28 protein-coding genes are annotated in these 23,543 nt (G+C 57.7%); 17 read left to right on the forward strand and 11 right to left on the reverse strand.

What is annotated here, in order from left to right; all coding sequences use genetic code 11:
- The first annotated feature begins 12 nt into the window (after window positions 1-12).
- The 10 genes from C7436_RS07145 to C7436_RS07190 all read left to right on the forward strand — a co-directional run bounded on the left by C7436_RS07145 (window position 13) and on the right by C7436_RS07190 (window position 8,304).
- Window positions 13-345 carry a Na+/H+ antiporter subunit G gene (locus tag C7436_RS07145; protein WP_121207188.1) on the forward strand — a complete coding sequence of 111 codons (333 nt, stop codon included), beginning with the start codon at window positions 13-15 and terminating at the stop codon, window positions 343-345.
- A 120-nt stretch (window positions 346-465) separates the two neighbouring features.
- Window positions 466-2,775 carry a putative monovalent cation/H+ antiporter subunit A gene (locus C7436_RS07150; RefSeq protein WP_121207190.1) on the forward strand — a complete coding sequence of 770 codons (2,310 nt, stop codon included), beginning with the start codon at window positions 466-468 and terminating at the stop codon, window positions 2,773-2,775.
- Entirely contained in the window at window positions 2,772-3,197 is a 426-nt protein-coding gene (locus tag C7436_RS07155; protein ID WP_011786300.1) for a Na+/H+ antiporter subunit B, read from the forward strand. The genes C7436_RS07150 and C7436_RS07155 overlap by 4 nt, the downstream gene beginning before the upstream one ends.
- 34 nt (window positions 3,198-3,231) lie before the next feature.
- Window positions 3,232-3,579: a Na+/H+ antiporter subunit C gene (locus C7436_RS07160; RefSeq protein ID WP_113879970.1), complete on the forward strand. Its 348-nt coding sequence runs from the start codon at window positions 3,232-3,234 to the stop codon at window positions 3,577-3,579.
- Window positions 3,576-5,090 carry a Na+/H+ antiporter subunit D gene (locus C7436_RS07165; protein ID WP_121207191.1) on the forward strand — a complete coding sequence of 505 codons (1,515 nt, stop codon included), beginning with the start codon at window positions 3,576-3,578 and terminating at the stop codon, window positions 5,088-5,090. The genes C7436_RS07160 and C7436_RS07165 overlap by 4 nt, the downstream gene beginning before the upstream one ends.
- Entirely contained in the window at window positions 5,087-5,560 is a 474-nt protein-coding gene (locus tag C7436_RS07170; RefSeq protein ID WP_014422219.1) for a Na+/H+ antiporter subunit E, read from the forward strand. The genes C7436_RS07165 and C7436_RS07170 overlap by 4 nt, the downstream gene beginning before the upstream one ends.
- Before the next feature lie 10 nt (window positions 5,561-5,570).
- On the forward strand, window positions 5,571-5,843 hold the full coding sequence (locus C7436_RS07175) for a monovalent cation/H+ antiporter complex subunit F (protein ID WP_022991468.1): 273 nt from the start codon (window positions 5,571-5,573) through the stop codon (window positions 5,841-5,843).
- Window positions 5,836-6,246, forward strand: coding sequence for a monovalent cation/H(+) antiporter subunit G (gene mnhG / locus C7436_RS07180; protein ID WP_121207193.1), 411 nt, complete (start codon window positions 5,836-5,838; stop codon window positions 6,244-6,246). The genes C7436_RS07175 and mnhG overlap by 8 nt, the downstream gene beginning before the upstream one ends.
- A gap of 66 nt (window positions 6,247-6,312) precedes the next feature.
- Complete coding sequence (gene ppnP / locus C7436_RS07185; RefSeq protein ID WP_011786306.1) at window positions 6,313-6,594, forward strand: pyrimidine/purine nucleoside phosphorylase; 282 nt, start codon at window positions 6,313-6,315, stop codon at window positions 6,592-6,594.
- A gap of 63 nt (window positions 6,595-6,657) precedes the next feature.
- Window positions 6,658-8,304 (forward strand): fatty acid--CoA ligase, encoded by a 1,647-nt coding sequence (locus C7436_RS07190; protein ID WP_121207194.1) that lies wholly within the window; start codon window positions 6,658-6,660, stop codon window positions 8,302-8,304.
- Window positions 8,305-8,387: 83 nt separating this feature from the next.
- Here the strand turns inward: C7436_RS07190 and C7436_RS07195 are convergent, their stop codons facing one another.
- The 4 genes from C7436_RS07195 to C7436_RS07210 all read right to left on the reverse strand — a co-directional run bounded on the left by C7436_RS07195 (window position 8,388) and on the right by C7436_RS07210 (window position 11,268).
- Window positions 8,388-9,641, reverse strand: coding sequence for a D-amino acid dehydrogenase (locus tag C7436_RS07195; protein ID WP_121207196.1), 1,254 nt, complete (start codon window positions 9,639-9,641; stop codon window positions 8,388-8,390).
- Between the two features lie 42 nt (window positions 9,642-9,683).
- Entirely contained in the window at window positions 9,684-10,043 is a 360-nt protein-coding gene (locus tag C7436_RS07200; protein WP_023009141.1) for a translation initiation factor Sui1, read from the reverse strand.
- A gap of 20 nt (window positions 10,044-10,063) precedes the next feature.
- Window positions 10,064-10,591, reverse strand: a complete 528-nt coding sequence (locus C7436_RS07205) for a DUF4136 domain-containing protein (protein WP_011786310.1) — start codon at window positions 10,589-10,591, stop codon at window positions 10,064-10,066.
- A gap of 71 nt (window positions 10,592-10,662) precedes the next feature.
- Window positions 10,663-11,268 (reverse strand): IMPACT family protein, encoded by a 606-nt coding sequence (locus C7436_RS07210; RefSeq protein ID WP_023009142.1) that lies wholly within the window; start codon window positions 11,266-11,268, stop codon window positions 10,663-10,665.
- A gap of 10 nt (window positions 11,269-11,278) precedes the next feature.
- Between C7436_RS07210 and C7436_RS07215 the strand changes: the two genes are divergently transcribed.
- Window positions 11,279-11,485 (forward strand): hypothetical protein, encoded by a 207-nt coding sequence (locus C7436_RS07215; RefSeq protein ID WP_224849769.1) that lies wholly within the window; start codon window positions 11,279-11,281, stop codon window positions 11,483-11,485.
- Here the strand turns inward: C7436_RS07215 and C7436_RS07220 are convergent.
- Window positions 11,462-12,781, reverse strand: coding sequence for a sensor histidine kinase (locus C7436_RS07220; RefSeq protein ID WP_121207198.1), 1,320 nt, complete (start codon window positions 12,779-12,781; stop codon window positions 11,462-11,464). The genes C7436_RS07215 and C7436_RS07220 overlap by 24 nt on opposite strands.
- On the reverse strand, window positions 12,778-13,464 hold the full coding sequence (locus tag C7436_RS07225) for a response regulator transcription factor (RefSeq protein ID WP_014422229.1): 687 nt from the start codon (window positions 13,462-13,464) through the stop codon (window positions 12,778-12,780). Before C7436_RS07225 ends, C7436_RS07220 begins: the two co-directional genes overlap by 4 nt.
- Before the next feature lie 166 nt (window positions 13,465-13,630).
- Between C7436_RS07225 and C7436_RS07230 the strand changes: the two genes are divergently transcribed.
- Genes C7436_RS07230 through C7436_RS07240 form a run of 3 tightly spaced genes read left to right on the forward strand, consistent with a single transcriptional unit; the run spans window position 13,631 to window position 15,924 of the window.
- Window positions 13,631-13,990: a hypothetical protein gene (locus C7436_RS07230; RefSeq protein WP_121207200.1), complete on the forward strand. Its 360-nt coding sequence runs from the start codon at window positions 13,631-13,633 to the stop codon at window positions 13,988-13,990.
- 58 nt (window positions 13,991-14,048) lie between these two features.
- Complete coding sequence (locus C7436_RS07235; protein ID WP_121207202.1) at window positions 14,049-15,215, forward strand: GNAT family N-acetyltransferase; 1,167 nt, start codon at window positions 14,049-14,051, stop codon at window positions 15,213-15,215.
- 46 nt (window positions 15,216-15,261) lie between these two features.
- Window positions 15,262-15,924, forward strand: coding sequence for a hypothetical protein (locus tag C7436_RS07240; protein ID WP_121207204.1), 663 nt, complete (start codon window positions 15,262-15,264; stop codon window positions 15,922-15,924).
- 6 nt (window positions 15,925-15,930) lie between these two features.
- On the opposite strand, the gene C7436_RS07245 is transcribed toward C7436_RS07240, so the two are convergent.
- Complete coding sequence (locus C7436_RS07245) at window positions 15,931-16,146, reverse strand: dodecin (protein ID WP_011786317.1); 216 nt, start codon at window positions 16,144-16,146, stop codon at window positions 15,931-15,933.
- A 156-nt stretch (window positions 16,147-16,302) separates the two neighbouring features.
- On the opposite strand from C7436_RS07245, the gene C7436_RS07250 reads away from it, so the two are divergent.
- Window positions 16,303-17,076, forward strand: coding sequence for a DUF3750 domain-containing protein (locus C7436_RS07250; RefSeq protein ID WP_121207206.1), 774 nt, complete (start codon window positions 16,303-16,305; stop codon window positions 17,074-17,076).
- Window positions 17,077-17,285: 209 nt separating this feature from the next.
- Here C7436_RS07250 and C7436_RS07255 read toward each other — a convergent pair whose 3' ends face one another.
- The 3 genes from C7436_RS07255 to C7436_RS07265 all read right to left on the reverse strand — a co-directional run bounded on the left by C7436_RS07255 (window position 17,286) and on the right by C7436_RS07265 (window position 19,726).
- The gene (locus C7436_RS07255) at window positions 17,286-18,593 is read right to left on the reverse strand and encodes a hypothetical protein (protein ID WP_121207207.1); all 1,308 of its coding nucleotides are present in this window, start codon (window positions 18,591-18,593) and stop codon (window positions 17,286-17,288) included.
- 85 nt (window positions 18,594-18,678) lie between these two features.
- Window positions 18,679-18,990: an AzlD family protein gene (locus tag C7436_RS07260; RefSeq protein WP_121207209.1), complete on the reverse strand. Its 312-nt coding sequence runs from the start codon at window positions 18,988-18,990 to the stop codon at window positions 18,679-18,681.
- On the reverse strand, window positions 18,980-19,726 hold the full coding sequence (locus C7436_RS07265; protein WP_121207210.1) for an AzlC family ABC transporter permease: 747 nt from the start codon (window positions 19,724-19,726) through the stop codon (window positions 18,980-18,982). The genes C7436_RS07260 and C7436_RS07265 overlap by 11 nt, the downstream gene beginning before the upstream one ends.
- 303 nt (window positions 19,727-20,029) lie before the next feature.
- Here C7436_RS07265 and C7436_RS07270 point away from each other — a divergent pair, with 303 nt between their 5' ends.
- Together C7436_RS07270 and C7436_RS07275 are read left to right on the forward strand one after the other, a co-directional pair.
- A complete protein-coding gene (locus C7436_RS07270) occupies window positions 20,030-21,127 on the forward strand; it encodes a Leu/Phe/Val dehydrogenase (RefSeq protein ID WP_121207212.1) in 1,098 nt (365 codons plus the stop codon).
- Between the two features lie 90 nt (window positions 21,128-21,217).
- The gene (locus tag C7436_RS07275; protein WP_121207214.1) at window positions 21,218-22,630 is read left to right on the forward strand and encodes a sodium-dependent transporter; all 1,413 of its coding nucleotides are present in this window, start codon (window positions 21,218-21,220) and stop codon (window positions 22,628-22,630) included.
- A gap of 7 nt (window positions 22,631-22,637) precedes the next feature.
- On the opposite strand, the gene C7436_RS07280 is transcribed toward C7436_RS07275, so the two are convergent.
- On the reverse strand, window positions 22,638-23,534 hold the full coding sequence (locus C7436_RS07280) for an NAD-dependent protein deacetylase (RefSeq protein ID WP_023009147.1): 897 nt from the start codon (window positions 23,532-23,534) through the stop codon (window positions 22,638-22,640).
- Window positions 23,535-23,543 lie beyond the last annotated feature (9 nt).

Raw genomic sequence — 23,543 nt, forward strand, 5'->3', positions numbered from 1 at the left:
GGAGGACACCCTATGAGCACCTTCGCTGAATACGCCATTTCCGCCATGCTGATTATCGGTGGCGTTTTTACTCTCATCGGTGCCATTGGTCTGGCTCGACTGCCGGATTTCTACACCCGGCTACACGGCCCTACCAAAGCCACCACGGTTGGCGTTGGCGCTATCGTGATCAGCTCCGTGATCTACTTCAGCACGCTTGGGCGAGGCATCGGGATCGAGGAAATCCTGATCACGGCGTTCCTGTTCATGACGGCGCCCATCAGTGCCAACTTCCTGGCAAAGGCCGCCATGCACCTGGAAGTCAGAACCTCTGAGAAAACTCGCGGTCAGACCTGGGATCAATAAGCCCTTTTCATTCAAGGGCTCAGTGAGCCTTTTGTTCAAAACAATCGTATAAATCAAAAGGCTACCGGCACCGATATATTTCAATACCCGTAAAGTCAGGTCTTTAAGGAGTCCTCTCCCATGATGTTACTGGCTGTGCTATCCGGTTTTATGCTGGCGGTCGCGGTACCGGCGCTATATCGTTTGGCAGGCAGTTACATCGGCTGGGTACTGGCTCTTCTCCCCGCCTCCCTCACCGCCTACTTCGCCAGCCTGATTCCCGCGATCCGTGGTGGTGAAAAGCTCCTGCTTGAAACGCCCTGGATGCCAGGCCTCGGGATTACCCTGGACTTCATGGTTGATGGCCTGTCCCTGGTGTTCGCCCTTCTGATCAGCGGCATCGGCGCCTTCATTCTGATCTATGCAGGCTCCTATCTTAAAGGCCACAAAGACCTGGCAAGGTTCTACGTCATCATGTTGGCGTTCATGGCCTCGATGCTCGGGCTGGTACTCTCGGACAACCTCATTACCTTTTTTGTGTTCTGGGAACTGACCAGCATCACCTCCTACATGCTGATCGGCTTCAACCATGAAGATACCGAAGCGCGCAAGTTTGCCCTCCAGGGCCTGTTCGTAACCGCAGGTGGCGGGCTCGTGTTGATGGCGGGCCTGATCCTGCTGATTTTTATCACCGGGGATTCCTCCTTCTCGGGCCTTCTGGCGTCAGAACTGTCCATTCATGAGCACCCGTATTACACCGCGGCAGCAGTCTGCATACTGATTGGCGCCTTTACCAAATCCGCGCAGGCGCCTTTCCACTTCTGGCTACCAAACGCCATGGCTGCGCCCACCCCGGTTTCGGCCTACCTGCATTCTGCGACCATGGTGAAGGCGGGTGTGTATCTGCTGGCCCGCCTGAACCCGTCAATGGACGGAGACATGCTTTGGAGCGGCTCGCTGTTGGTGTTTGGTGCCGTCACTATGCTCACCGGCGCCTATCTTGCATACAGCAGCACCGGCATCAAAAAGGTTCTGGCCTATTCCACGGTGATGGCGCTGGGCACCCTGACCATGCTGGTGGGCGTGGGGACGGAACTGGCCATCACAGCTTTCATCTGTTTCCTGGTGGCCCACTCGCTGTATAAGGGCGCCTTGTTTATGCTCGCCGGCGCCCTGGACCACGAAACCGGCACCAAAGACATTACCCGGATGGGTGGCCTGAGGCACAGCATGCCAAAGACAGCCGTTATTACCGGACTTACGGCCTTATCCCTCGCAGGGCTTCCACCGCTGTTCGGGTTCGTGGCCAAGGAACTGTTACTGGAGTCGCTGTTGCATGCGCCAATATGGCAAACCGGGCTTTTGGTGGCCGCCGTTCTCTCGGCCATGCTGGTGGTGGCGGTCGCCGGCCTGGTGTTTATCAAGCCCTTTTTCGGGCCGGTTGTTAAAACGCCCAAACTGCCCCACGAGGCCCCGTTTGCGATGCTGATCGGCCCCGGCGTTTTGACAATGCTCGCCCTGATCTTCGGCTTCATGCCATCTCTGCCCGCAAATCTGGTTCTGGACGCCGCTATTTCAGCAGTCTCCGGCTACCCGGTGGAAACCGCCCTCGCCCTCTGGCACGGAATTAACCTTCCCCTGATGCTTTCCGGTCTCAGTCTCCTGGCAGGCTCGTTCCTCGTAGCGGCCTGGCACAGACTGCAACCAACCCTGTATGCGATGAATACCGCCGCCAGCCGATTCGGCCCGGAAGCCGGTTATTTCCGTTTTATGGAGGGGATCAGTCAGGTTGCTGGCTGGCAGACACGAATCCTACAGAATGGCGTTCTCGGCACCTATTTACTGGTTCTGGTTCTTGTCACGTTTTCTCTGACGGGCTTCACGCTGCTGACGCGGCACGGTCTGCAGCTGGATTTCGACTTCAGCGACAGTTTTTTCTACGAATGGGGCATCGCGCTGCTAATTGTCGCTGCGACCGTCTTTGCCTGTGTCACACGGTCCCGGCTTGGCTCGGTTGCTTCGCTGGGGGTACTGGGCTTTGGTGTGGCCCTGACCTTCATTCACTTCAGTGCACCGGATCTGGGCATTACCCAACTACTGGTGGAGACCCTCACCGTCATTCTGCTTGTGCTGGTGCTGTTCCGGCTGCCACCGTTTGCCAAGCTCTCCTCGTCCTGGGAACGTTACCGGGACCTGTCTGTCGCAGTGTTTGCGGGCGTGGTGATGACGCTCATCATTCTTGCTGTTCTGGATATCCAGTACTTTGACAGCATTTCCAGCTACTACGTTGAAAACAGCTATGGTCTGGCGTTTGGCAAAAATATCGTCAACGTAATTCTGGTGGACTTCCGGCAACTCGATACTCTGGGGGAAATATTTGTACTGGGTCTTGCCGCAATTGGCGTTTACTCCATGATCAAGCTCAGGGCGGAGGACCAGTACAAGCCATGAAATCCAACACCGTGATTCTCCACACCGCGGCATTGGCGATCATGCCGCTGCAGCTGATGTTTTCGGTGTTCCTGCTTTTGCGCGGGCACGACGAACCCGGCGGCGGTTTCATCGGGGGCCTGGTCGCTGCAAGCGCGTTTGTTCTCTACGCCTTCGCCTTCGGCGCGGAAGCCACCCGCAAACTCCTTCGGGTGCACCCGAAGGATCTCCTGGCAGCCGGCCTGCTGTTCGGGCTGGCATCCACAATTCCGGCCCTGTTGTCTGGTCAGGCCATGCTCACCGCCCACTGGTGGGAGCTTCCGCTGCCGGGTGACAGCTACCTGAAGTTATCGACCGTACTCGTCTTCGACATTGGCGTGTATCTGGCGGTCCTTGGCACACTGATGACATTCGTGATCGGTCTGATGGAGGTTGAGGGATGAGGCGAACACAGTTTTTTGAACGGGGAGCATCGCTATGGAAAGCCTGATGGCCCTTGTGGTTGGTATCTTGTTCGCGGCCAGTATCTACATGATGCTCAGACGCTCCATCGTGAAAATCGTTATTGGCCTGATCATTCTGAGCAATGCGGCAAACCTGCTGATTTTTGTGGTGTCGGGTCTAACCCGGGGCGCACCTCCGCTGATAGCCGACGGCGCGAAGCAGATGGCTGGAACGGTGGCAGATCCGTTACCCCAGGCCCTCATCCTTACGGCTATCGTGATCGCGTTCAGCGTTCTGGCCTTTGCGGTGGTTCTGATCCGCCGGGCATACGAAGTTGTGGGCACCGATGATCTGGACAAGATGAAGGATACCGACACTTGAACCTGGAAGTTGTTCTCCCGATTCTGATCCCCCTGACCGCCGGCGCCCTGTCCCTGGCGCTGTGGCGCTCGGTTCAGCTGCAACGCCTGGTTGGCGTGGTAGCCACCGCTCTTTTGCTGGCCGCCAGCATCTGGCTGATGCGCTCAACCATCGACAAAGGCTTTCTGGTGGTTGAAATGGGCAGCTGGCCGGCGCCGTTCAGCATTGTGCTGGTGGCGGACATCCTCAGCGCCATCATGATTGTGCTGACTGGCATTATCGGGCTCGCCATCGCCATCTACTCCCTGGCTTCAACGCCTCCGGGCCACGAAAGGTTCGGCTACTACCAGCTGATGCACCTGTTGCTTGCCGGGGTCGCTGGTGCCTTCCTGACCGGCGATATTTTCAACCTCTTCGTCTGGTTTGAGGTCATGCTGCTGGCCTCCTTTGCCCTGCTCACCCTCGGTGGCGAGCGTGCCCAGATGGAAGGCGCCATCAAATACGTTACCCTGAACCTGTTTTCATCGGCCCTATTCCTGTCAGCCGTCGGCCTGCTGTACGGCATGGTGGGCACCCTCAACATGGCGGATATCGCCCAGAAGGTGAGCCGAGTTGAAAATCCCGGCATGATCACCGTTGTGTCGCTGATGTTCATGGTGTCGTTTGGCATCAAGGCGGCGGCATTCCCACTGTTTTTCTGGCTCCCGGCCTCGTACCACACCCCTCAGGTCGCAGTATCCGCACTGTTTGCGGGATTGCTGACGAAGGTCGGGGTGTATGCACTCTATCGGGTCTTTACACTGATATTCACCCAAGATGTGGAATACACCCACACCATCCTGCTCTGGGCGGCGGCACTGACCATGCTGACCGGTGTACTCGGCGCCGCCGCACAGTTCGAGTTCCGCAGGATTCTGTCCTTCCACATCGTCAGCCAGATCGGCTACATGCTTCTGGGACTAGCCTTGTTTACGCCCCTGGCGCTGATTGGCGGTGTGTTTTACATCATACATCACATCATCGTTAAAACGAATCTGTTCCTGGTGAGCGGCATCACCTATCGCCTGCTGGGCAGCTATGAGCTGAAAGACCTGGGTGGCGTGTATCGGCAGCGCCCTTACCTGGCGTTACTATTCCTGATTCCGGCCCTGTCGCTGGCAGGTATTCCGCCCTTGTCCGGCTTTTTCGCCAAGTTCGTTGTTGTCCGTGCCACACTGGAATCCAGCGAATATCTTGTCGCAGCGGTCGCCCTGCTGGTGGGCTTGCTGACCCTCTACTCCATGATCAAGATCTGGGCGGAAGTGTTCTGGAAGAAAGTCCCCGAGCACGTTACCGACACCAGACGGCTCAATGGTGACATCAAAGACCAACGCAGTTGGGCCTACTACACCCCTGTGGTGGGGCTTGCGGTGTGTACACTGATCATTGGCCTCTATGGTCAGCCCATTTACGTGCTTGCAGAATCCGCCGCCGAGCAGCTGATGAACCCGCAGCTTTACATAGAAGCGGTTCTGGGAGGGCAACCTGAATGATCGGCCTGTTCTGGAATTTACTGCTGGCTCTGGCCTGGGTAACCCTCACGGGTAGCATCACGGCCATGAACCTGCTGGCAGGTTTTATCTTTGGCTACGTCGCCCTCATGGTGCTGCAGAAACAGGTGCCGGTGCTGAAAGGGTATTCCCGCCGGATTCCCCGTCTCGCCGCTTTCCTGGTGTATTTCCTGAAAGAACTGGTGAAGTCGAATCTGAGGGTCGCCTATGACATCGCAACGCCGGTCTGGCACATGAAGCCGGGAGTGATCGCGTTTCCGCTCCGGGCCGAGACCGATATGGAAATTCTCTTTGTCAGCAGCGTCATTTCTCTCACACCCGGAACCCTGAGCCTGGATGTTTCTGACGATCGAAAGGTGCTGTTTATTCACGCCATGTTTCTTCACGACGAAGAGCAACTCAGAAACGACCTGAGAGAACTCGAACGCCGAATCCTGAAGGTGACACGCTAGGAGGCCAGCCATGCTGAGTGTTGTGATCAATATTGTCTATCTGATGCTGTCTCTGGCGCTGCTCTTTGCCTTCATTCGGCTTACCCGTGGTCCGTCCTTGCCGGACCGGGTGGTCGCATTGGAACTGATTGCATCCATCGTGGTTGGCTACGTGGGTGTGCACGCGATTGATACCGGCGTAGCCAGTTTCCTGGATGTTGCCATTGTTATCGCCCTGACAGCCTTTCTGGCAGCCATCGGCTTCGCCAGATTCGTCGAGCGGGGAGGCGTAAAGAATGATTGAAATACTGGTATCGGTCCTGCTCCTGGTGGGCGCTGCTTTCATGGTACTGGCCGCCATCGGCGTTCTGAGGTTGCCCGACCTCCCCACCCGCATGCACGCCACCACCAAAGCCGGTGCCCTGGGCGCCATGATGACCATGGGTGGCGTGGCGTTCTATTTCGGGGACAGTACCGTGGCCGCGCGGGCGGTTGCCATTGTTATCTTCATTTTTCTGACAGCTCCGATCGCCGCTCATGTCATAGGCCGGGCCGGTTATTTCACCGGCACCAAACTCTGGGCCGGCACCATCAAGGATGAGCTGCAGGAACGATACGACCCGGTTACCCACAAACTCAATAGCGGGCTCGAGGAGCTAAAGTACGGGCAGCCAACCCGAACTGGAAAAGGTACCTCAAACCAATAGTTTGTGATTGGCAGCACAGGAATTTCCAGTATAGTAGGCTGCAAACCATTTCAAGGAATACCAGACATGCTGACAGTCAATGAATACTTCGATGGCAAGGTAAAATCAGTGGCTTTCCAGTCCAGCACACTGCCTGCCACAATCGGTGTTATCAGTGCCGGAGAATACGAATTCGGCACCTCAGAAAAAGAAACCATGACGGTCGTCAGCGGTGAACTGACCGTGCTGCTGCCAGGCCAGCAAGACTGGCAAACTTTCGGCGCCGGCGAGAGCTTTGAGGTAGCGGGGCAAGCAAGCTTCAAAGCAAAAACGGATGCCGATACTGCTTATCTCTGTACCTACGGATAAGCCCCACTCAGCCCGTCTTTCTTACCGTGACAACAAACATAAGCAGAGAAAGAGGACAACAACATGGCTCAACCCCGAATTCTCAAACCGGCTGACAATGCCCACCAGTACCAGCTCCTGATCAAGCGGTTACTGATGTCCGGCCCCCGCTACAACCCGGACCAGGAAATCGTTTACGCCGATCGCAGCAAGTACACCTACAAGGACCTTGTCGAACGCATCCATCGACTTGCCAATGCCCTGACAGACGCCGGTATCAAACCCGGCGATACCGTGGCTGTGATGGATTGGGATACCCCACGGTACCTTGAGTGTTTCTTTGCGATTCCGATGATTGGCGCCATACTGCACACGGTCAACGTGCGCCTGTCGCCGGAGCAGATCGTTTACACCATGAACCACGCCGAAGACGACGCGGTACTGGTGCACGATGACTTCCTGCCCATCATCGAGGGCGTGAAAGACGAGATCAAAACCGTCAAAACCTGGATTCAGGTAACCGACAGCGACAAGCCGGGCAACGCCTCTTTCGACACCCACGGCGAGTACGAAGCCCTGCTCGCGGGGGCCAGCGACCACTTCGACTTCCCCGATTTCGACGAGAACAGCGTCGCCACCACTTTCTACACCACCGGCACCACCGGTAACCCGAAAGGCGTGTATTTCAGCCACCGCCAGCTGGTACTGCATACGCTTTCCATGGCCGGCAGCATCTCCCATTTCGACGAAATGCCGCTGTTGCGTTCATCGTCGGTGTATATGCCGGTCACGCCCATGTTCCACGTTCACGCCTGGGGCGTGCCCTACGCGGCCACCATGATGGGAATAAAGCAGGTCTATCCCGGTCGCTATGAACCCGAGTTGCTGGTGGATCTGCTCAAGGAGCACAAAGTCAGTTTCTCCCACTGCGTGCCCACCATCATGCAGATGATGATGGCCACCGAGTCCATCAAGACCGCGGACCTGAGCAACTGGCATGTGCTCATCGGTGGCAGCGCCCTGACCAAAGGCCTGTGCGATGCGGGGGCGAAACTGGGCATCAAGATGTTCACCGGCTACGGCATGTCCGAAACCTGCCCGCTGCTGAGCACCACGCACCTCTCCCCGGCGGATCTTGAACTGCCCCTGGAGCAGCAAACCGCAATCCGGGTGAAGACCGGTAAAGCCGTGCCCATGGTGGAACTGGAAATTGTCGATCCTGACGGCAACCCCGTAGCCCATGATGGCGAAGCCAAGGGTGAAGTGGTCGCTCGCGCCCCCTGGTTGACCCAGAGTTACTTCAAACAACCGGACAAAGGCGAGGAACTGTGGGAAGGCGGCTGGTTACACACCGGTGATGTCGCCTCCATGGAGCCGGACAACACGCTGACCATCAAAGACCGCATCAAGGATGTGATCAAGACCGGAGGCGAATGGCTGTCGTCGCTCGACCTGGAGAACATGATCAGCCAGCACCCTGCCGTTGCCGGGGCTGCGGTGGTAGGTGTGCCCGATGAGAAATGGGGGGAACGTCCCTACGCCCTGATCACCCTGAAGCCCGGAGAATCCATCTCTGAGCAGGATATCAAGCAGCACCTGCAACAGTTTGTCGACAGCGGCGACATCAATAAATGGGCGATTCCCGAGCAGATGCGTTTTGTGGAAGACATTCCCAAAACCAGCGTCGGCAAGATCAACAAAAAACTGATTCGGGATCAGTTGAAAGACTAATCTTCCGGGGAAGCAAAAAACGCCGGCGTCCTGGCAACAGACGCCGGCGTTTTTATTTGTGTGCTACCGGGATCGTCGGCTGCTCAGAGGCCTGAGAAGGTGAAGTCCACCTCAGGATCCTTCCCAGCAACAATATCCGCCAGAGCGGCTGCCGAGCCACAGGAGTGGGTCCAGCCCAGGGTACCATGACCGGTGTTGAGGTACAGATTGCTGAAGTGGCTTTTACCGATGTAGGGCACATTGGATGGCGTTGCCGGCCGCAAGCCGGTCCAGAATTCGGCCTGATCCCAATAGCCAGCCTCGGGCATGACTTCCGCAGCCCGACGGACAATCGCCCGACAACGGGTAAAGTTCAGGTCGCGACGGTAACCATTCAGTTCTGCTGTGCCAGCGACACGCATTCGGTCGCCCAGGCGCGAGTAAACCAGCTTGTATTCATCGTCGGTCAGGCTGACGTTAAAGGCCGCTTCTTCGTTTTTCACCGGCACGGTAATAGAGTAGCCCTTGGCCGGATAGATATTCAGGAACATCCCGAGCTGGCGGGCAAGTACCGCACTGAAACTGCCCAGGCTCAACACATAGCTGTCCGCCCGAAGGGTGTGGTGTTTGCCGTCCTTGAGCGCCAGCACTCCAAGGATCCGGTCACCCGCGCGATCAAAACCCAGCACTTCGGTGCCGTATTCAAAAGCCACCCCGGCTTCTTTACATTTCTCAGCCAGAGCCTGGGTAAACTTTCGGGCATCGCCGCTTTCGTCATCGGCGGTATAAGTCGCGCCGGCAATACGATGACGGATCGGTTCAAGGGCCGGCTCCAGCTCAACCGCACGACCAGCATCGATAACCTGACGATCACAGCCCAGATCACGCATGATGCGGGAAGGTTCCAGGGCCGCATCGAATTCGGCAGGGTTGGTGTAGAAATGCAGAATGCCCTTGGCTAACTGGTCATAATCGAGCTTCAGTTCGTCTCGCAGTGACTGCAGGCATGAACGGCTGTAAGTACCGAGATTGACCATCTGGCGGATATTATGGGCGGCTTTGGCAGAGGTACACTGAGCCAGGAACGACAGCGCCCAGCGCCACTGGTAAAGATCCAGCCGGGGCCGGAACAACAGTGGGGCATCCGGCTGGAAAAGCCATTTTGCGACTTTCAGGGGCGCCGAAGGATTGGCCCACGGCTCGGCATGGGACACCGATACCTGCCCGCCATTGGCGTAGCTGGTTTCCAGTCCTGACTGGTTCTGTCGGTCGACCACGGTTACCTGGTGCCCCTGTTTCTGCAGGTACCACGCGGTGGTGATACCAACGACGCCTGCCCCAAGTACCGCTATGTGCATGCCTGCCTCCCCTGATTGATCAACTGTGGTAGCTTCAGAACGTTAGCCGCCCGCGCGCTTGACGGTCCAGCCTTCCTGCTCCAGTAACGGCACCAGAATATCTCGCTGGTCGCCCTGTATCTCCACCACTCCGTCTTTTACTGTACCACCTGTACCGCATTTGGCCTTTAGCTGTTTGGCGTAGGCTTTCAGTTCTTTGTCGTCGAGCGGAATACCGGTCACCAGGGTCACGCCCTTGCCTTTGCGCCCCTTTGTCTCCCGGCTGACGCGCACAATACCGTCTCCGACCGGCCTCTGCGCTCCCCGGCAGGTGCAGTCATCCACCGGGTTACGGCACTCCGGGCACATCCGCCCCTGGTCCGTGGAGAACACAAGGCCGCCTTTGCGCTTGTTCATACCCATGGTTACGCCTTTATCTGCAATCAGTTCAGGCCCGGAGGGTATTTGGAAAACATTTCCGAGACAACCTCGTCAATCAGTTTCCGACGGGTTTCCGGCGACTGGTTTTCATTGAGATAGCGCCGGCTCGCGGCTTGCCAGACCACTTCCTCGGTGGTCCGATCAACCATTCTCACCACCAGTTTGCCCTCGGTTACCTCTCGCACCGGTGGCGGCGATGAGAGGCCCCAGCCGAAGTTGCCATGGCCGAACCCGAACCCCAGGCCAACGCCTACCTGCTCAAGCCGTTCCTCTGCCACAATCTGCCAGCTGATCAGAAGATCGGCTTCAGTCTCCGTCACTTTTTTCATCGCCTTCCGGTTCAGCTCGCGCTCTACCGCGTCCCGAACCCGGGCGTCATCCAGCGAGGTGAAACCAGAGTCCTGGGCGTTGCTGGCAAAGGCCCAACTGCTGTAATTGCCAAAAACGGTGGCTGGATTGTAGTCGGTCACCACATTGCTGGCACAGCCGGTTATGGCCAACGCCAAAGCAGCGATCATCATAATACGCATAGGCTTAACTCCGTTGTTCCCATATGTCTCCAGTATACGCGTGCCCAGGGCTACCGGCCTGCCTCAGTCAGTCAGGTTTCAAAACGGTAATCCATCTTCTGGGACTCACAAAAAGCGCTGAAGTCCTGTTGCTGAGCCACAGGCAAGGAAACGCTGGCTGTCACCCGCGTAGTATAGGAAATCGCGTCGATACACCCTTCATGACCGTCGCACCAGTGCCGCAGCGGTTGCTCATCGGCAAACCCGAACTGCACCGTTGCCTGCACACGTGCCTGCTGCACCACGCGGTCAACGGCGGACAAGACACTTTCAGCGGCGCCGGCATAGGCCCGAACCAGGCCACCGGCTCCGAGCTTGATACCACCAAAATAGCGGATAACGATCACCAGCACGTCACCCATATCCTTGTGCTGGATCACGCCCAGAATGGGTTTGCCGGCAGTTCCGGAAGGCTCACCATCATCATTCATGGCAGCCTCGGCCGCAGAGCCGGGCCGGCCGATCTGATACCCCCAGCAGACATGACGGGCATCGGGGTAGTCGCGGTGGGCCTGGTCAACATATGTACGTACGTCGTCCCGGTCACTGACGGGATACACTCGGGCAATAAAGCGGCTTTTCTTCACTTCCGTTTCCCGCTCAAGGTATCCTGCAGGAATCGGGTAATCCTTACTCATGGGCGATCCTATGACGACCGAAGACAACGAACAGACCCAACCCGGGACCGCGGCCCCTGCACGGATACGCAAGGCCGCCTGCGGCATCCGGTTTGATGAGGATGAGCTGCAGGAAGGCATTGATTTTTCTGCCGCCAGCAAGCTGAAACCGGGCAGTGACAACGCACCGGATCAAAGCCCGAGCGCCGATTCCTCAGCCTCCGACAAAGACCGGTAGCTCAAGGGTCACTTCCAGGCCACCCTCGTCCCGGTTGCGGGCACTGATGTGCCCGTCGTGGGCCTGAATGATATCACGGGCAATAGCGAGCCCCAGCCCCCAACCTTTGCCACCACGGGATTTGTCAGCCCGGAAAAACGGCTCAAACAAGTGTTGTAGCAGGTCTTCCGGAGCACCCGGTCCCTCATCAGCGACGATCAAACGGATTCTCTCATTGTCCGTGGACAGAGAGAGCTTCACCGATTTGCCCGGCGGCGTGTGGTCCAGGGCATTTTGCAGCACGTTATCAAACGCACGCTGCAATAAACCACCGTCGCCAAGCACAGACACCGCTTTGCTCTCCTCCGAGGCCACCAGTTTGCACTCCACGCGCTGGTGCTCAGCATAATCGGCGGCATCCTGAAGCACGTGATTGACCAGGACCATCGGCTTGACCGGCTCACGCGCCATATCACCGCCGTTCTCGGACACCCGGTACAGGGTCAGAATCTGGCCGGTCATGGTTTCCAGCCGCTCGTTCTGGCGCAGAACACTGGTCATCAATGCCTCATCGGCGCCGCTGTCCGAAGCCAGTTCAATCGCCACCCGCTGGCGTGCCAACGGAGTACGAAGATCATGGGAGATATCCCGCAACAGCTGGTTCTGACGATCCAGCAGCTGGCACAGCCGGTCTGTCATACCGTTAAATGCCGTCGCCAACTGGCCCACTTCATCACGGCGCCGGGCAATGCGACCAGCAACCCGCAGCCCAGTATCCCCCCCGGCAATCGCCCGGGCGGTCCCCTCCATGTGTCTCAACGGCCGCGAGACCATTCGCGCAATCCACCAACAGGCCAGGGAGATCAACAGGAACGCCAGCCCCATCTCCACAAACCGGAACATTCTCGGGTCCAGCCAACCATCGCCGCCCATCCGGGGCCAGGCGACCAACTGATAGCCTTCCTGCAGATCCAGCACTGCCGGCTTATGGGGGTACCAACCCGACTGGATTCGTTCACGAATTGCCCGGGGCAGTCGATGCTGGCCCTGCTCCTTTTCGATCAGCATCAGGTGCAAATCCAGGCGTTCACCTTCCGAACGCAAAAAACGCCAGGCATCCCCCCGACCCCGCTGTTCACGAATGACTAGAGCCTCGCGAGCCAGTTCCTGTAAACCCACCTGGCGTTCAATCGCCTGGCGTTCCCGGTCCAACAGATAACGCGAGGCAAGGTGACTGGCCACCACGGTTACCGCCATGGCCAGCCAGATGGATAGAAAAATCCGCCAGAATAGAGGAAACATAAAGCGCTTCATCATGTGGGTATCCGGTAGCTGTATCCCAGTCCTCGCACCGTCTCGATGCGGGGTGGGTCATCATTGCCCAGTTTCTTGCGAAGATTGCTGATGTGCATATCCAGAGTGCGGTCGTAGGCTTCCAGACGTCGCCCCAGCGCCCACTGCATGAGATCGGTCTTGCGGACCACGCTGCCGGCATGGGCCAGCAACACCTGAAGCACTTCATACTCGGTGCCGGTCAGTTCCAGGGGCGCGTCATTCTGGTAGATGCGGCGCTGACCGGGCTCCACCCGCAAGTCACCATAAGTCCGACTGGCGTCCACCTCGGTTTTCTGATCCCAGGCGATACGACGAAGCAGGGCCTGAAGCCGCGCCACCAGCTCTCTGGGATTGCAGGGCTTGGGAATGTAATCATCGGCGCCCACTTCAAAGCCGACAATCCGGTCGGTTTCATCGCCACGGGCCGTCAACAGGATCACGGGTAGGTGCGTCTTGCCCCGAAGTTCCCTCAGAACATCCAGACCATTGATATCAGGCAGCATGATATCGAGCACCACAATGTCACAATCCTGGCCCAGAGCGAGAGCCAGTCCATCACGACCATTGGCGGCCTCACGCACACTGAAGCCCTGGCTGGCAAGGTAGCGGGCCAGCAGCTCCCGTAACTCATCGTCATCTTCAATCAACAGTACCCGGTTCTGCATCGTCTTCTCTCTGGGATGTGCCGGTCACAGTCTAGCATGGCCATCCTGCAGCGCTGCGGGCGGTCTCCCGGCCTTTACCGAACCTTTACGTAGCCCTGACACCATCTGACGTTGCGCCGGCGTAGCATGGCCATCATCCATTGTGAACAACGACGAGGAAAGACCCATGAAAGCAAAAACCACTCTGTTAACCGCTGGTGTACTGATGGCAAGCCTGATGGCCGCGAGCCCGGCTGTTCTGGCAGAACGGCACGGCAAACACCACCAGAACGGCAAGTGGGACAAACAGGAACTGTGCGAGAACTTCCGTGAAGGCAAAGGCCCCTTTAACCGTGAAGAGCGCCAGGCCGAGAGGGAAACGTACCGGGCAGAAATGGCCGATCGCCTGAAACTGAATGAGGAGCAGCGCCAGATCTGGGCGGAGATCCACCAGGAAAGACAGATCAAACAGGAAAAACGCATGAATCAGTGGCAGGAAAAAATGCAGCAACGCTGTAGCAACAGTGGGAAGCAAGACAAGGAGTGATCAAATGGCGGGTTCTGGCGTATGGTAGAAGGTATTCGTCAACGACCTGAAACCAACCATGTCAGAAAACGCGCCACGCGAGCTCACTCTGGAGACCCGAGCCAGTATTGCCGACATCCCGAAATCGGACTGGCAACGACTGGCGGGGGTCTCCAACCCGTTTCTTCGATACGAATTCTTTCAGGCACTGGAAGAGAGCGGCTGCACCCGCACCGAAACGGGCTGGACCCCCAGCCACCTGGTATTCAAACACGAAGGCCGGATTGTGGGCCTGGCACCCGCCTACCTGAAAACCCACTCCATGGGTGAATATGTGTTCGACTGGTCCTGGGCCGAGGCCTACCAGCGATACGGCCTGCCCTATTATCCAAAGCTGTTGCTCGCCATTCCGTTCACACCGTCTGCCGGACCCCGGCTGCTGCTGGACGCTGAGGTGCGGCGACAGCTGACACCCGAACGCCTGCACGACTTGCTGGATACCCTGACACACCACCTGGGGGCACACTCCTGGCACCTGCTGTTTCCCAACGCCGAAGACCAGCAACTGCTGGCGCATGACGATGAACTGCATCGCATCGGCTGCCAATTCCACTGGCACAACCACAACTACCACAGCTTCGACGATTATCTGGCGGCATTGAATTCCCGCAAACGCAAATCCATTCGCAAGGAACGCCGGCAAGTGACGGAACAGGGCATCACCTTTGCCCGCTTCCATGGCAAGGATATTTCAGACCAGGTTCTTGCGACCTTCTATGTGTTCTACCAGGCCACCTATCTGAAACGGGGCCAGAGACCATACCTGAACAAACAGTTTTTCGCGTTACTGAGAGGGCAGCTACCCGAGCATATGCACGTGATCATGGCGATCAAACAGGGCGAAATGATCGCCGGGGCCCTGTTTCTGTCGGGGCAAAACACGCTTTACGGCCGGTACTGGGGCTGTCTGGACGAGTACAATCACCTCCATTTCGAGACCTGTTACTATCAGGGAATCGAGCTGGCGCTGGCGCTTGGGCTGACACATTTTGATGCCGGCGCCCAGGGCGAACATAAACTGGTTCGGGGGTTTGAACCGGTGATCACCCATTCCTGGCACGGTATACAGCACCCCGGATTCCGGGACGCCATTGTCGACTTCACCCGGGAAGAAGCAGAGCAGGTACAAGGGTATTTTGCAGAGGCGGAAACCTTACTGCCGTTTAAACAACAAACACCGCAATAGTCTGTATACTGATTGACCAGGACGGACTTCAATCAGGTGAACGGCAATGGATACCGGTCTGCCAGGAAGCATACTCACCTCATTTGATCCACCCCTGATGGTGGCATCGGGTGCCTTTGTGCTGGCGCTTCTCAGCCTGATACTGGCATCCCGGTTACGGAACAAAAACCAGAGCCAGCTCAGCGCATTGAGGGAAAGGTCGGACACCCTCTGGCGTGAAATGGATGACATCCGGGTCAGCCAGTTCAACCGCTCAGATCATAGCCCGTCGACCAGCCATTCCTCACTGGACCAAGCCCGTTACCAAACGGAAATGGAAGCCTACCAGAAGACCTGGCCGGCCATCTGGCTTCTGCACGAACGCCTGGGGCAGTTTCTGCGAACTGTCGAAACCGGTGAATCCGCCAACGACTTACGTCTGGAGGCCAGAAACGCTGCGCTGGACGCCCGAAATCACCTGAACCAGCACCGCCCCTTCTGTCACGAAACGGTGGATGAACTGCTCACCCGGCTCATTGACGTGGAAATCAAGGCCCACCTCGCCGCCTGCCAGTACCTGGACCTGGTGAAGGAAGTCCGGCACGGCGCTTCCGATCACGATCGGAGAGTCCTGCACGACAAGTTTCACAGCCTGCATGAGGGCGAGGCGCGGGAGCTTTTGAATCACCTGGTGACCACCATCCGGCACCGCGCCATAAGAAGCGGTTAAGCTTGCTTAACTATCCGCAATCCGGAAACCGATTTTCAGGCCCACCTGATAATGACCGACCTTTCCGTCGACAATGTGGCCACGGGTTTCCGTTACCTCGAACCACTCCATATTGCGAACACTTCTCCCACACTCATCCAGCGCGTTCTGAATGGCATCTTCAATGCTTGTCTTTGATGAGCCTACGATTTCCACTTTTTTGTAGACATGGTGATCAGACATGACAGCCTCCTGACTCAGGAATATTCACACCTTGAGCCTAGAAGCCAGCGCGAGCTTGGGCAAACTACCATTCTTTAACCTGCTTCATCCATTGACCGTCAAAAGGCGTATCATCTTGCCTGTAGCATGCTGCAAATACTCGAACCGGACCTGTAAATGAAACGACTTCTCAAATACGCCGCGAGCCTGCTTGGCGCCCTGCTGTTGCTCCTGGGCGGCCCCCTTCTGTTGGCCGCCAGCAGCAGCCTTGAGGTTGCGGAGAGCTGGCGTACCGCCAGCCGGGAAAGCGCCGGTATAGCGCCCCGACCGGAACAGGTGGAGGAAGCCATTGTTCAGGTCTATGGCGCACGCGCCTGGAGCTGGCGAGGCTACTTTGCGGTACATACCTGGATTGCGACCAAAGAACAGGGCGCTGATTATTATCAGGTGCACGAGGTCACCGGCTGGCGCACCTACGTGGTCAATTCCCGCCCCGGCGACCCGGACAGACACTGGTACGGCGCCAGGCCGGAACTGTATGCAGATATTCGGGGAGAGAAAGCCGCGGCCTTGATTCCGCAGATCTACCAGGCAGTGGAAAATTATCCCTACCCCACCCAATACGAAGCCTGGCCGGGGCCAAACAGCAACACCTTCGTAGCCTGGGTGATACGGGAAACGCCGGACTTCGACGTAGCCCTGCCCAGCCACGCCATCGGCAAGGACTACCTGGGTGACCGGCTGGTTGCCCCAAGCCCCGGTGGCGCCGGTTATCAGCTATCCCTGGGTGGATATTTCGGCTTGCTGGCCGGGGTTCGAGAGGGTCTGGAAGTGAATATTCTGGGGTTGTCGCTGGGGATCAATCCCATGGCGTTGGGGATCAAATTACCGGGGATCGGCGAGCTGGCCTTGCTTGACACAAACCCCATGCACGAGCAACCAGCTCGCTAGACGCTCAGGGGTGGGGGTGGTCTCCCAAAAACCGCTACAAGCACCCGGAGGCGGGTCCAGCCAGCAATCAAAGATTGCTGTCGTTCGGCTGCATATGAAGCTTCTCTTCATAAACACTTGCCTCACCCATGTGCGCTTCTCTCCGGCCATCCATGGCCTCCGACATTTTTGGGAGACCACCCCCACCCCTGAGCTGCACTGTCCCAAAGTCAAAGCTTGGCGAATTCCAGATACCGACTGGCTGCCTGCTTCTTCTCATCCTGGCTGTTCAGCAACTCCAGCCGCAATTTATCAATGATCTTCAGATAACCATCCAGCGGGGACTTTTCTTCGCCCTGCTCTTTTGAAGCCTCAATAAACGCCTGCTGCTTCTCACGAATTTCGTTCAGTTTTTCTATGGCATTGCGGATCGCTTCCTCTCGTGCAGAAGCTGCGCCGCTCATCTCGGGTTCAGCGTTACGAACCCCAAGAACGGTTTCCACCGCCGGGGCCAACTCGGTGTTCTGTTCCGCCAGGTCCAGCTCTTCCAGAGTCCGAACTTCACCGTCAGTGGTCAGGTAAATACCAGAGGCCTTGATCTGCCCCAGGGGCACGCCCTGAGGATTGGTCAGAGTGAAGCGGTCGTCCACGCTGTCGACATACAGTGCCTGGACACCAACCTCCGCCAGCGAGCGCAGATCCTGGCCGCCATCAGCCGTCTGTACCCACACCGACAGGGACTGAAATATTTCATCGTTAGCATCTATCCAGCGGTTACCATCGTCATCAAACGCAGCCAGCTCGCTGAAGCCAGATCCACTTTCCGGGCCGAACAATTCGCTGCCATCGTCCACTTTACCGTTACCATTGCGGTCAAAAACCAGATATCCGCTGCCCGCGCCCAGAGAGGCGAACTGCGCCGTCTCGCCGTTGCCCGTCATGTCGAATTCAAACAGGGTGTCGGTCAGTCTTGCGGTAGAAGCACCGAAGTTGATCACCAGCGGATCAGTCAGGGGACGCTCCTGAATCTGGATCAGCTCGGAGTATTCATAGCTACGGGACTGGGACTGCCTGAGCGACAGGGTAAAGTCGATGGTTTCACCATTGTCGAGGGTAATACTGCCAGTCGACGCGAAGCTGCGGGTTTCATTTTCGGAGTAGAACATATAGCGACCGGCAGATACCGACAGACTCTTCGGCGATTCCGCGGCTGCTTCACCCCCCAGGGCGGCTCGGCTGACCGTCAGCGCCTGCTGCCCCATCAGGAACAGCTCTGAGGACTTTTCGACCAGTTCCGAACTGGTGAAGGTGGCCGCTCGGTTGGCCCCGGTCACCTCACTGGCGCTGGAAAAAGCCATCTGCTCCTGACTGCTGTAGCGATACGCCGCCTGTCGGATCAGCGACACTTCGGTGCCCCTATTGGTCTGCCCCTGCGGTACCGGGGCGGCAGACTGGCGGATTCTCAGCTGGGAACTGTCAAACGCCGAGACCTGGCGGCTGCTGTCCTGAAACAGCGAAATCTGGCTGGATGCAATCATGGAGTGGTACCTCAGTGACACTGGGTCACTTAACGGCACCATCACCGAAAACTTGAGCAGATTTCAACCACACCCACCGACGACATCAGAGCAAATAACGAACCGTCGCAGCGGCCAGCAAGCCAATAGCGATAGCGGGAAGCGGCTTGTGGAACACAAGCAGGGAAACCGCCGTGGCTACCAGTGCTGCCAGCGCACCCAGATCGCCACCCACCGCCATGGGTACAATGATGGCGATCAGCACCGAACTGGCCATGGTATTGATAAAACTCTCTACCCTCGGGTTGATGCGCACAAACGACATCACGAACACGCCGCCAAAACGGGTAATCAGTGTCACCACGGTCATGATAGTGATCAGCGCCAGCACACCGAGGGTTGTAGTTTCAATGGTCACCAGACACCTCCCGCTGGTTATCCGCCACCTCGGTTTTGTGTTCCAGCCAGAACAAACCGACCAGACCACCAGCGATCGCGCCAACCACCACGTGCATATTGGGCGGTAGCCATTTCCAGGCGGCAAGGGAGGCTGCGCCGGAAACGCACCAGGCGACCAGCACCCGCGGGGATTTATTGCCACCCAGTGCCATGGCCAGCAGGAAGCAACCCAGCACCATATCCAGCCCGAAGGCTTTGGGGTTCTGTAACAAACCGCCGAAGTAGACACCCAGGGCTGTACCAACAATCCAGGCCAGCCACAGAACCAGGCCACCCCCGATAATCACTTCCAGATTGCGCCTGCCATTCTGGTAATCCTGGGCCGAGACCGCCCAGTTGGCATCGGTCAGCAATAGCAAGAGCGCATAACGCCGCCCGGGGGAGACTTCCCTGAGCATCGGGTATAGCGAGGCGCCCATCAGCAGGTGCCTGGAATTGATGGCAAAAACCACGGCGATCAAAGGCAGAACCGAGACATCGGCGCCCCAGATATCCACCGCCGCAAACTGCGAAGCGCCAGCAAACACGGTCGTGCTCATCAGGATAGACTGCAGCGGCGTCAACCCTTCCTGAATGGCGGCCAGACCAAAGGCAGCACCAAACGCCACCACAAAGAATGAGATGGGGAGCAGGCGGAAGAACTCGGAACGGACTTTCCGCGAATCAAACTGATAAGGATAGGAGGCGACAGACATCTGAAGAAGCTAAGCCGGATAGTGCAAAACGCGTATAGGTAGAAACCACCATTAAGCGTTTTTTTTCTTACCAGTGCTCAGGCAGTTAGATGATTAAATCAAACAAGTTCACAATTCCGCCGGCCGCCAAGGTTGACGTTCACGTAAACTTGCATTAGCTTGAATTTCGTCCGGCCCCAAAAGGGCAACCCGACCAATCCTTCGGGAGGACACCTGAAATCGACACCCTGGCCACAAGCCAGACCGACAAAAACAAGACAGAACCTGCCGCCGGGATCCGGCTGTGCGGGAGAGGATTTCAACATGCTGTTCAGCCATCCGGAGTTCGATCACCACGAACACCTGTCGTTTTTCTGCGATGCCGAAACCGGCCTCAAAGCCATTGTCGCTATTCACAACACCTCCCGCGGCCCCGCTTTAGGCGGTTGCCGAATGTTCCCTTACGCCAGTGATGAAGAAGCGCTGCGAGATGTGCTTCGCCTGTCCAGGGGAATGACCTACAAATCGGCCCTGGCCAATCTGGACCTGGGTGGTGGCAAATCCGTGATTATTGGCGATCCGCGCAAGCACAAAACACAAGCCCTGCTGGAGGCTATGGGCAAGCACCTGGAAAGCCTGGGAGGCCATTACATTGCGGCCGAAGACTCCGGCACCAGCGTTCCGGATCTGAAAGTGATGGGGCGCCATACCCGCCATGTGGCCGGAGTTGCCTACCGTACCGGATTCGACGGCACCCCCAGTAACGGGGATCCCTCTCCTGTCACCGCTTACGGCACCTTTGTTGGCCTCAGAGCAGCAGTAAAACACCGGCTCGGCAGCGACGACCTTACCGGCCTGAAAGTAGCCATCCAGGGCATCGGTAATGTCGGGTTCCGTCTGGCCCAACACCTGAAAGACGCTGGCGCTGAACTCTGGGTGAACGATATTCACACCGACAACATGCAGCGAGCTGTCGACCAGCTCGGTGCACACGCCGCCTCGGCGGAAGACATACTGACTCTGCCCGTGGATGTTATCGCACCCTGCGCCATGGGCGCCGTCCTGAACGACCGCAGTATTCCTGCCATTCGCGCCGGTATCGTCGCAGGGGCGGCCAATAATCTGCTGGATCGCCCGGAACACGACGCGGCACTGAAACAGCGGGGCATTCTGTACGCTCCGGACTTCGCGATTAACGCCGGCGGCATCATTGATGTGTTCTACGAACGCACAGGGGCATCCCCGGAAAAAGTGCGCGCCCATGTGGAAACCATCGGCGACACCCTGACCGAAATTTTTAACCGTTCTGACCGCACCGGGCTCCCTACCGGTGAAATCGCCAATGAACTGGCTGAAGAGCGGTTCACCAAGCATGCCGCGGGTGCTGGGCTGGCGCCCCAGCGGCTGTCTCGCACCGGATAACCTGACACCGGTGCTTCCCCTTGGGAGCCGCAGTCTCTGCGGCTCCATTTTTAACCCCAGTAACAACAACAAGACCTTCGGGAGAAAACCATGTCTGTCTCATCATCCGGTTCTGCTGCCTATTCCGGCAGCCTTGAGGGCTCCAATGCCCAGCGCGGGCTCTGGTCATCACGGCTCGCGTTCATCCTCGCGGCCACCGGTTCCGCTGTGGGCCTCGGAAACATCTGGAAATTCCCCTACGTAACCGGCGAAAACGGCGGTGGCGCTTTTGTGTTGGTGTACCTGCTGTGTATCGCCATCATCGGTATTCCCATCATGATGGCCGAGGTGATGATCGGCCGTCGTGGTGGCCACAGCCCGGTTAACAGCATCAAGGCCATTGCCCAGCGGGACGGACTGAACCCGGCCTGGAAACTGGTCGGCGCCGTGGGCATTCTTGCAGGCTTCCTGATTCTGTCGTTTTACTCGGTGATTGGTGGCTGGGCCATTTCCTACGTTGGCACCACCGCCAGCGGCCAGCTCTCCGGCCAGACCGCAGATGCCGTGGGTGCGATTTTCTCCGGCCTGCTGAGCAATCCCGGCACCCTGTTGCTGTGGCACACGGTGTTCATGGCCCTGGTGATGCTGGTGGTGGCGAAAGGTGTGCGCTCCGGCCTGGAGCGGGCCGTCAGCATTCTGATGCCGGCACTGTTTGTGCTGCTACTGATTGTGGTCGGCTACGCCATGACCACCGGCCACTTTGGCCAGGCGGCAGCCTTCCTGTTCCAGCCGGACTTCTCCAAGCTCACCACCTCCGGCGTACTGGTGGCACTGGGACACGCATTCTTTACTCTGAGCCTGGGTATGGCAGTGATGATGGCTTATGGCTCCTACCTGCCCAAGAATATTTCCATCGCCAAAACCTCCATTACCGTCTCGGTGATTGATACCGGTGTCGCCCTGCTGGCCGGCCTGGCTATTTTCCCGATCGTCTTTGCCAACGGCCTGGAGCCCGGTGCTGGCCCTGGCCTGATTTTCCAGACCCTGCCCCTGGCCTTCGGTCAGATGCCCATGGGCTCACTGTTCGGCACCTTGTTCTTTGTACTTCTGATTTTCGCCGCCTGGACCTCTGGCATTTCCCTGCTGGAACCGATCGTTGAATGGCTGGAAGAACAAAAAGGCATGAACCGCACCGTCAGTACGCTGGGTGCCGGTGTGGTGTGCTGGGCTCTGGGTATTGCCTCTATTCTGTCGCTGAACCTGTGGGCGGATTTCGCACCACTGGGCTTCATCCCGATGCTGGAAGGCAAAACCATCTTCGACCTGCTGGACTTCTTCACCGCCAACATCCTGCTGCCGCTGGGTGGGCTACTGGTCGCGCTGATGGCCGGCTGGGTAATGTCGAAACCGGCCATGGAGAAGGAGCTGGCCCTGTCACCGGGTACGTTCAACCTGTGGTTTGTCACCGTGCGCTTCATCACCCCGATTGCGGTGGGCGTGGTGTTCATCTACAACCTGATGTAAATAACGCTCACAACTGATCGAGGGAGGCCTTCAGGGTCTCCCCGATCCTCGCGTTCAGTTTCAGATCCACCAGATCCTCAGCCCGGGTCCGCCCCAGATTCAGGGTGGCAATGGGCTTTTTCCACTCGCTGGCGTAGCGGCAGAAACGGAAGCCGGAATACACCATCAACGACGAACCGATCACCAACAGGCCATCGCTCGCCTTGAGTACATCAAGCGCAGAGTACACCCTGTCCTTTGGCACATAATCCCCGAAGAACACTACATCCGGTTTCAGGATACCGGCGCATCTGGGGCAGTCCACCGGTCGGAACTCGGAAAAATCCACATCCAGATCGGCATCCCCATCCGGTGCCGTCTCCGCTGTGTACTTCCGAAATCCGGGATTGAGCTCGGCGCAACGGTCATGTACCTCATCCCGGGGGCAACGATAGCCGCAGCCCATACACACGACTTCGTCCGCCCGCCCGTGTAGATCCGTCACCGCCCGGGTGCCCGCCTTCTGGTGAAGACGATCCACGTTCTGGGTAACCACCAGGCTGCTGTGGTTGAGCAGTTCCAGATCCGAAATGTAGTGATGGGACGGGTTAGGCGCGGCATTACGCATGACCGGCCAGCCAATCAGACTGCGCGCCCAGTATCGCTGGCGGGTGAGGAAGTCCTCCATGAACGCCTTATGCTGCACCGGTTGCTTACGCTTCCAGGCACCATCGCCATCACGATAATCCGGAATACCGGAATCCGTGCTCACGCCGGCTCCGGTGAGAATCATCAATCTTGGATGTTGTTGGATAAACTCCGCCAGCAACGCCCCGGCTTCGTTCGGGTTATGCATCACAGGCGGCGTTTCCAGCTCGGGCAGGCGCTGGCTGGAACTGAATGGGCGGGTTCGATGCTCAGTCATTTCCGTTAC

This window comes from Marinobacter nauticus (genome assembly GCF_003634635.1).
In the GTDB taxonomy this organism is placed as follows: domain Bacteria; phylum Pseudomonadota; class Gammaproteobacteria; order Pseudomonadales; family Oleiphilaceae; genus Marinobacter; species Marinobacter nauticus.

What these genes read in the sequence shown, in the direction of transcription:
- C7436_RS07145 (WP_121207188.1), top strand. Translation starts at nt 13, where the DNA reads ATGAGCACCTTCGCTGAATACGCCATTTCCGCCATGCTGATTATCGGT.
- C7436_RS07150 (WP_121207190.1), top strand. Translation starts at nt 466, where the DNA reads ATGATGTTACTGGCTGTGCTATCCGGTTTTATGCTGGCGGTCGCGGTA.
- C7436_RS07155 (WP_011786300.1), top strand. Translation starts at nt 2,772, where the DNA reads ATGAAATCCAACACCGTGATTCTCCACACCGCGGCATTGGCGATCATG.
- C7436_RS07160 (WP_113879970.1), top strand. Translation starts at nt 3,232, where the DNA reads ATGGAAAGCCTGATGGCCCTTGTGGTTGGTATCTTGTTCGCGGCCAGT.
- C7436_RS07170 (WP_014422219.1), top strand. Translation starts at nt 5,087, where the DNA reads ATGATCGGCCTGTTCTGGAATTTACTGCTGGCTCTGGCCTGGGTAACC.
- C7436_RS07175 (WP_022991468.1), top strand. Translation starts at nt 5,571, where the DNA reads ATGCTGAGTGTTGTGATCAATATTGTCTATCTGATGCTGTCTCTGGCG.
- mnhG (WP_121207193.1), top strand. Translation starts at nt 5,836, where the DNA reads ATGATTGAAATACTGGTATCGGTCCTGCTCCTGGTGGGCGCTGCTTTC.
- ppnP (WP_011786306.1), top strand. Translation starts at nt 6,313, where the DNA reads ATGCTGACAGTCAATGAATACTTCGATGGCAAGGTAAAATCAGTGGCT.
- C7436_RS07190 (WP_121207194.1), top strand. Translation starts at nt 6,658, where the DNA reads ATGGCTCAACCCCGAATTCTCAAACCGGCTGACAATGCCCACCAGTAC.
- C7436_RS07195 (WP_121207196.1), bottom strand. Translation starts at nt 9,641, where the DNA reads ATGCACATAGCGGTACTTGGGGCAGGCGTCGTTGGTATCACCACCGCG.
- C7436_RS07200 (WP_023009141.1), bottom strand. Translation starts at nt 10,043, where the DNA reads ATGGGTATGAACAAGCGCAAAGGCGGCCTTGTGTTCTCCACGGACCAG.
- C7436_RS07205 (WP_011786310.1), bottom strand. Translation starts at nt 10,591, where the DNA reads ATGCGTATTATGATGATCGCTGCTTTGGCGTTGGCCATAACCGGCTGT.
- C7436_RS07210 (WP_023009142.1), bottom strand. Translation starts at nt 11,268, where the DNA reads ATGAGTAAGGATTACCCGATTCCTGCAGGATACCTTGAGCGGGAAACG.
- C7436_RS07215 (WP_224849769.1), top strand. Translation starts at nt 11,279, where the DNA reads ATGACGACCGAAGACAACGAACAGACCCAACCCGGGACCGCGGCCCCT.
- C7436_RS07220 (WP_121207198.1), bottom strand. Translation starts at nt 12,781, where the DNA reads ATGATGAAGCGCTTTATGTTTCCTCTATTCTGGCGGATTTTTCTATCC.
- C7436_RS07225 (WP_014422229.1), bottom strand. Translation starts at nt 13,464, where the DNA reads ATGCAGAACCGGGTACTGTTGATTGAAGATGACGATGAGTTACGGGAG.
- C7436_RS07230 (WP_121207200.1), top strand. Translation starts at nt 13,631, where the DNA reads ATGAAAGCAAAAACCACTCTGTTAACCGCTGGTGTACTGATGGCAAGC.
- C7436_RS07235 (WP_121207202.1), top strand. Translation starts at nt 14,049, where the DNA reads ATGTCAGAAAACGCGCCACGCGAGCTCACTCTGGAGACCCGAGCCAGT.
- C7436_RS07240 (WP_121207204.1), top strand. Translation starts at nt 15,262, where the DNA reads ATGGATACCGGTCTGCCAGGAAGCATACTCACCTCATTTGATCCACCC.
- C7436_RS07245 (WP_011786317.1), bottom strand. Translation starts at nt 16,146, where the DNA reads ATGTCTGATCACCATGTCTACAAAAAAGTGGAAATCGTAGGCTCATCA.
- C7436_RS07250 (WP_121207206.1), top strand. Translation starts at nt 16,303, where the DNA reads ATGAAACGACTTCTCAAATACGCCGCGAGCCTGCTTGGCGCCCTGCTG.
- C7436_RS07255 (WP_121207207.1), bottom strand. Translation starts at nt 18,593, where the DNA reads ATGATTGCATCCAGCCAGATTTCGCTGTTTCAGGACAGCAGCCGCCAG.
- C7436_RS07265 (WP_121207210.1), bottom strand. Translation starts at nt 19,726, where the DNA reads ATGTCTGTCGCCTCCTATCCTTATCAGTTTGATTCGCGGAAAGTCCGT.
- C7436_RS07270 (WP_121207212.1), top strand. Translation starts at nt 20,030, where the DNA reads ATGCTGTTCAGCCATCCGGAGTTCGATCACCACGAACACCTGTCGTTT.
- C7436_RS07275 (WP_121207214.1), top strand. Translation starts at nt 21,218, where the DNA reads ATGTCTGTCTCATCATCCGGTTCTGCTGCCTATTCCGGCAGCCTTGAG.
- C7436_RS07280 (WP_023009147.1), bottom strand. Translation starts at nt 23,534, where the DNA reads ATGACTGAGCATCGAACCCGCCCATTCAGTTCCAGCCAGCGCCTGCCC.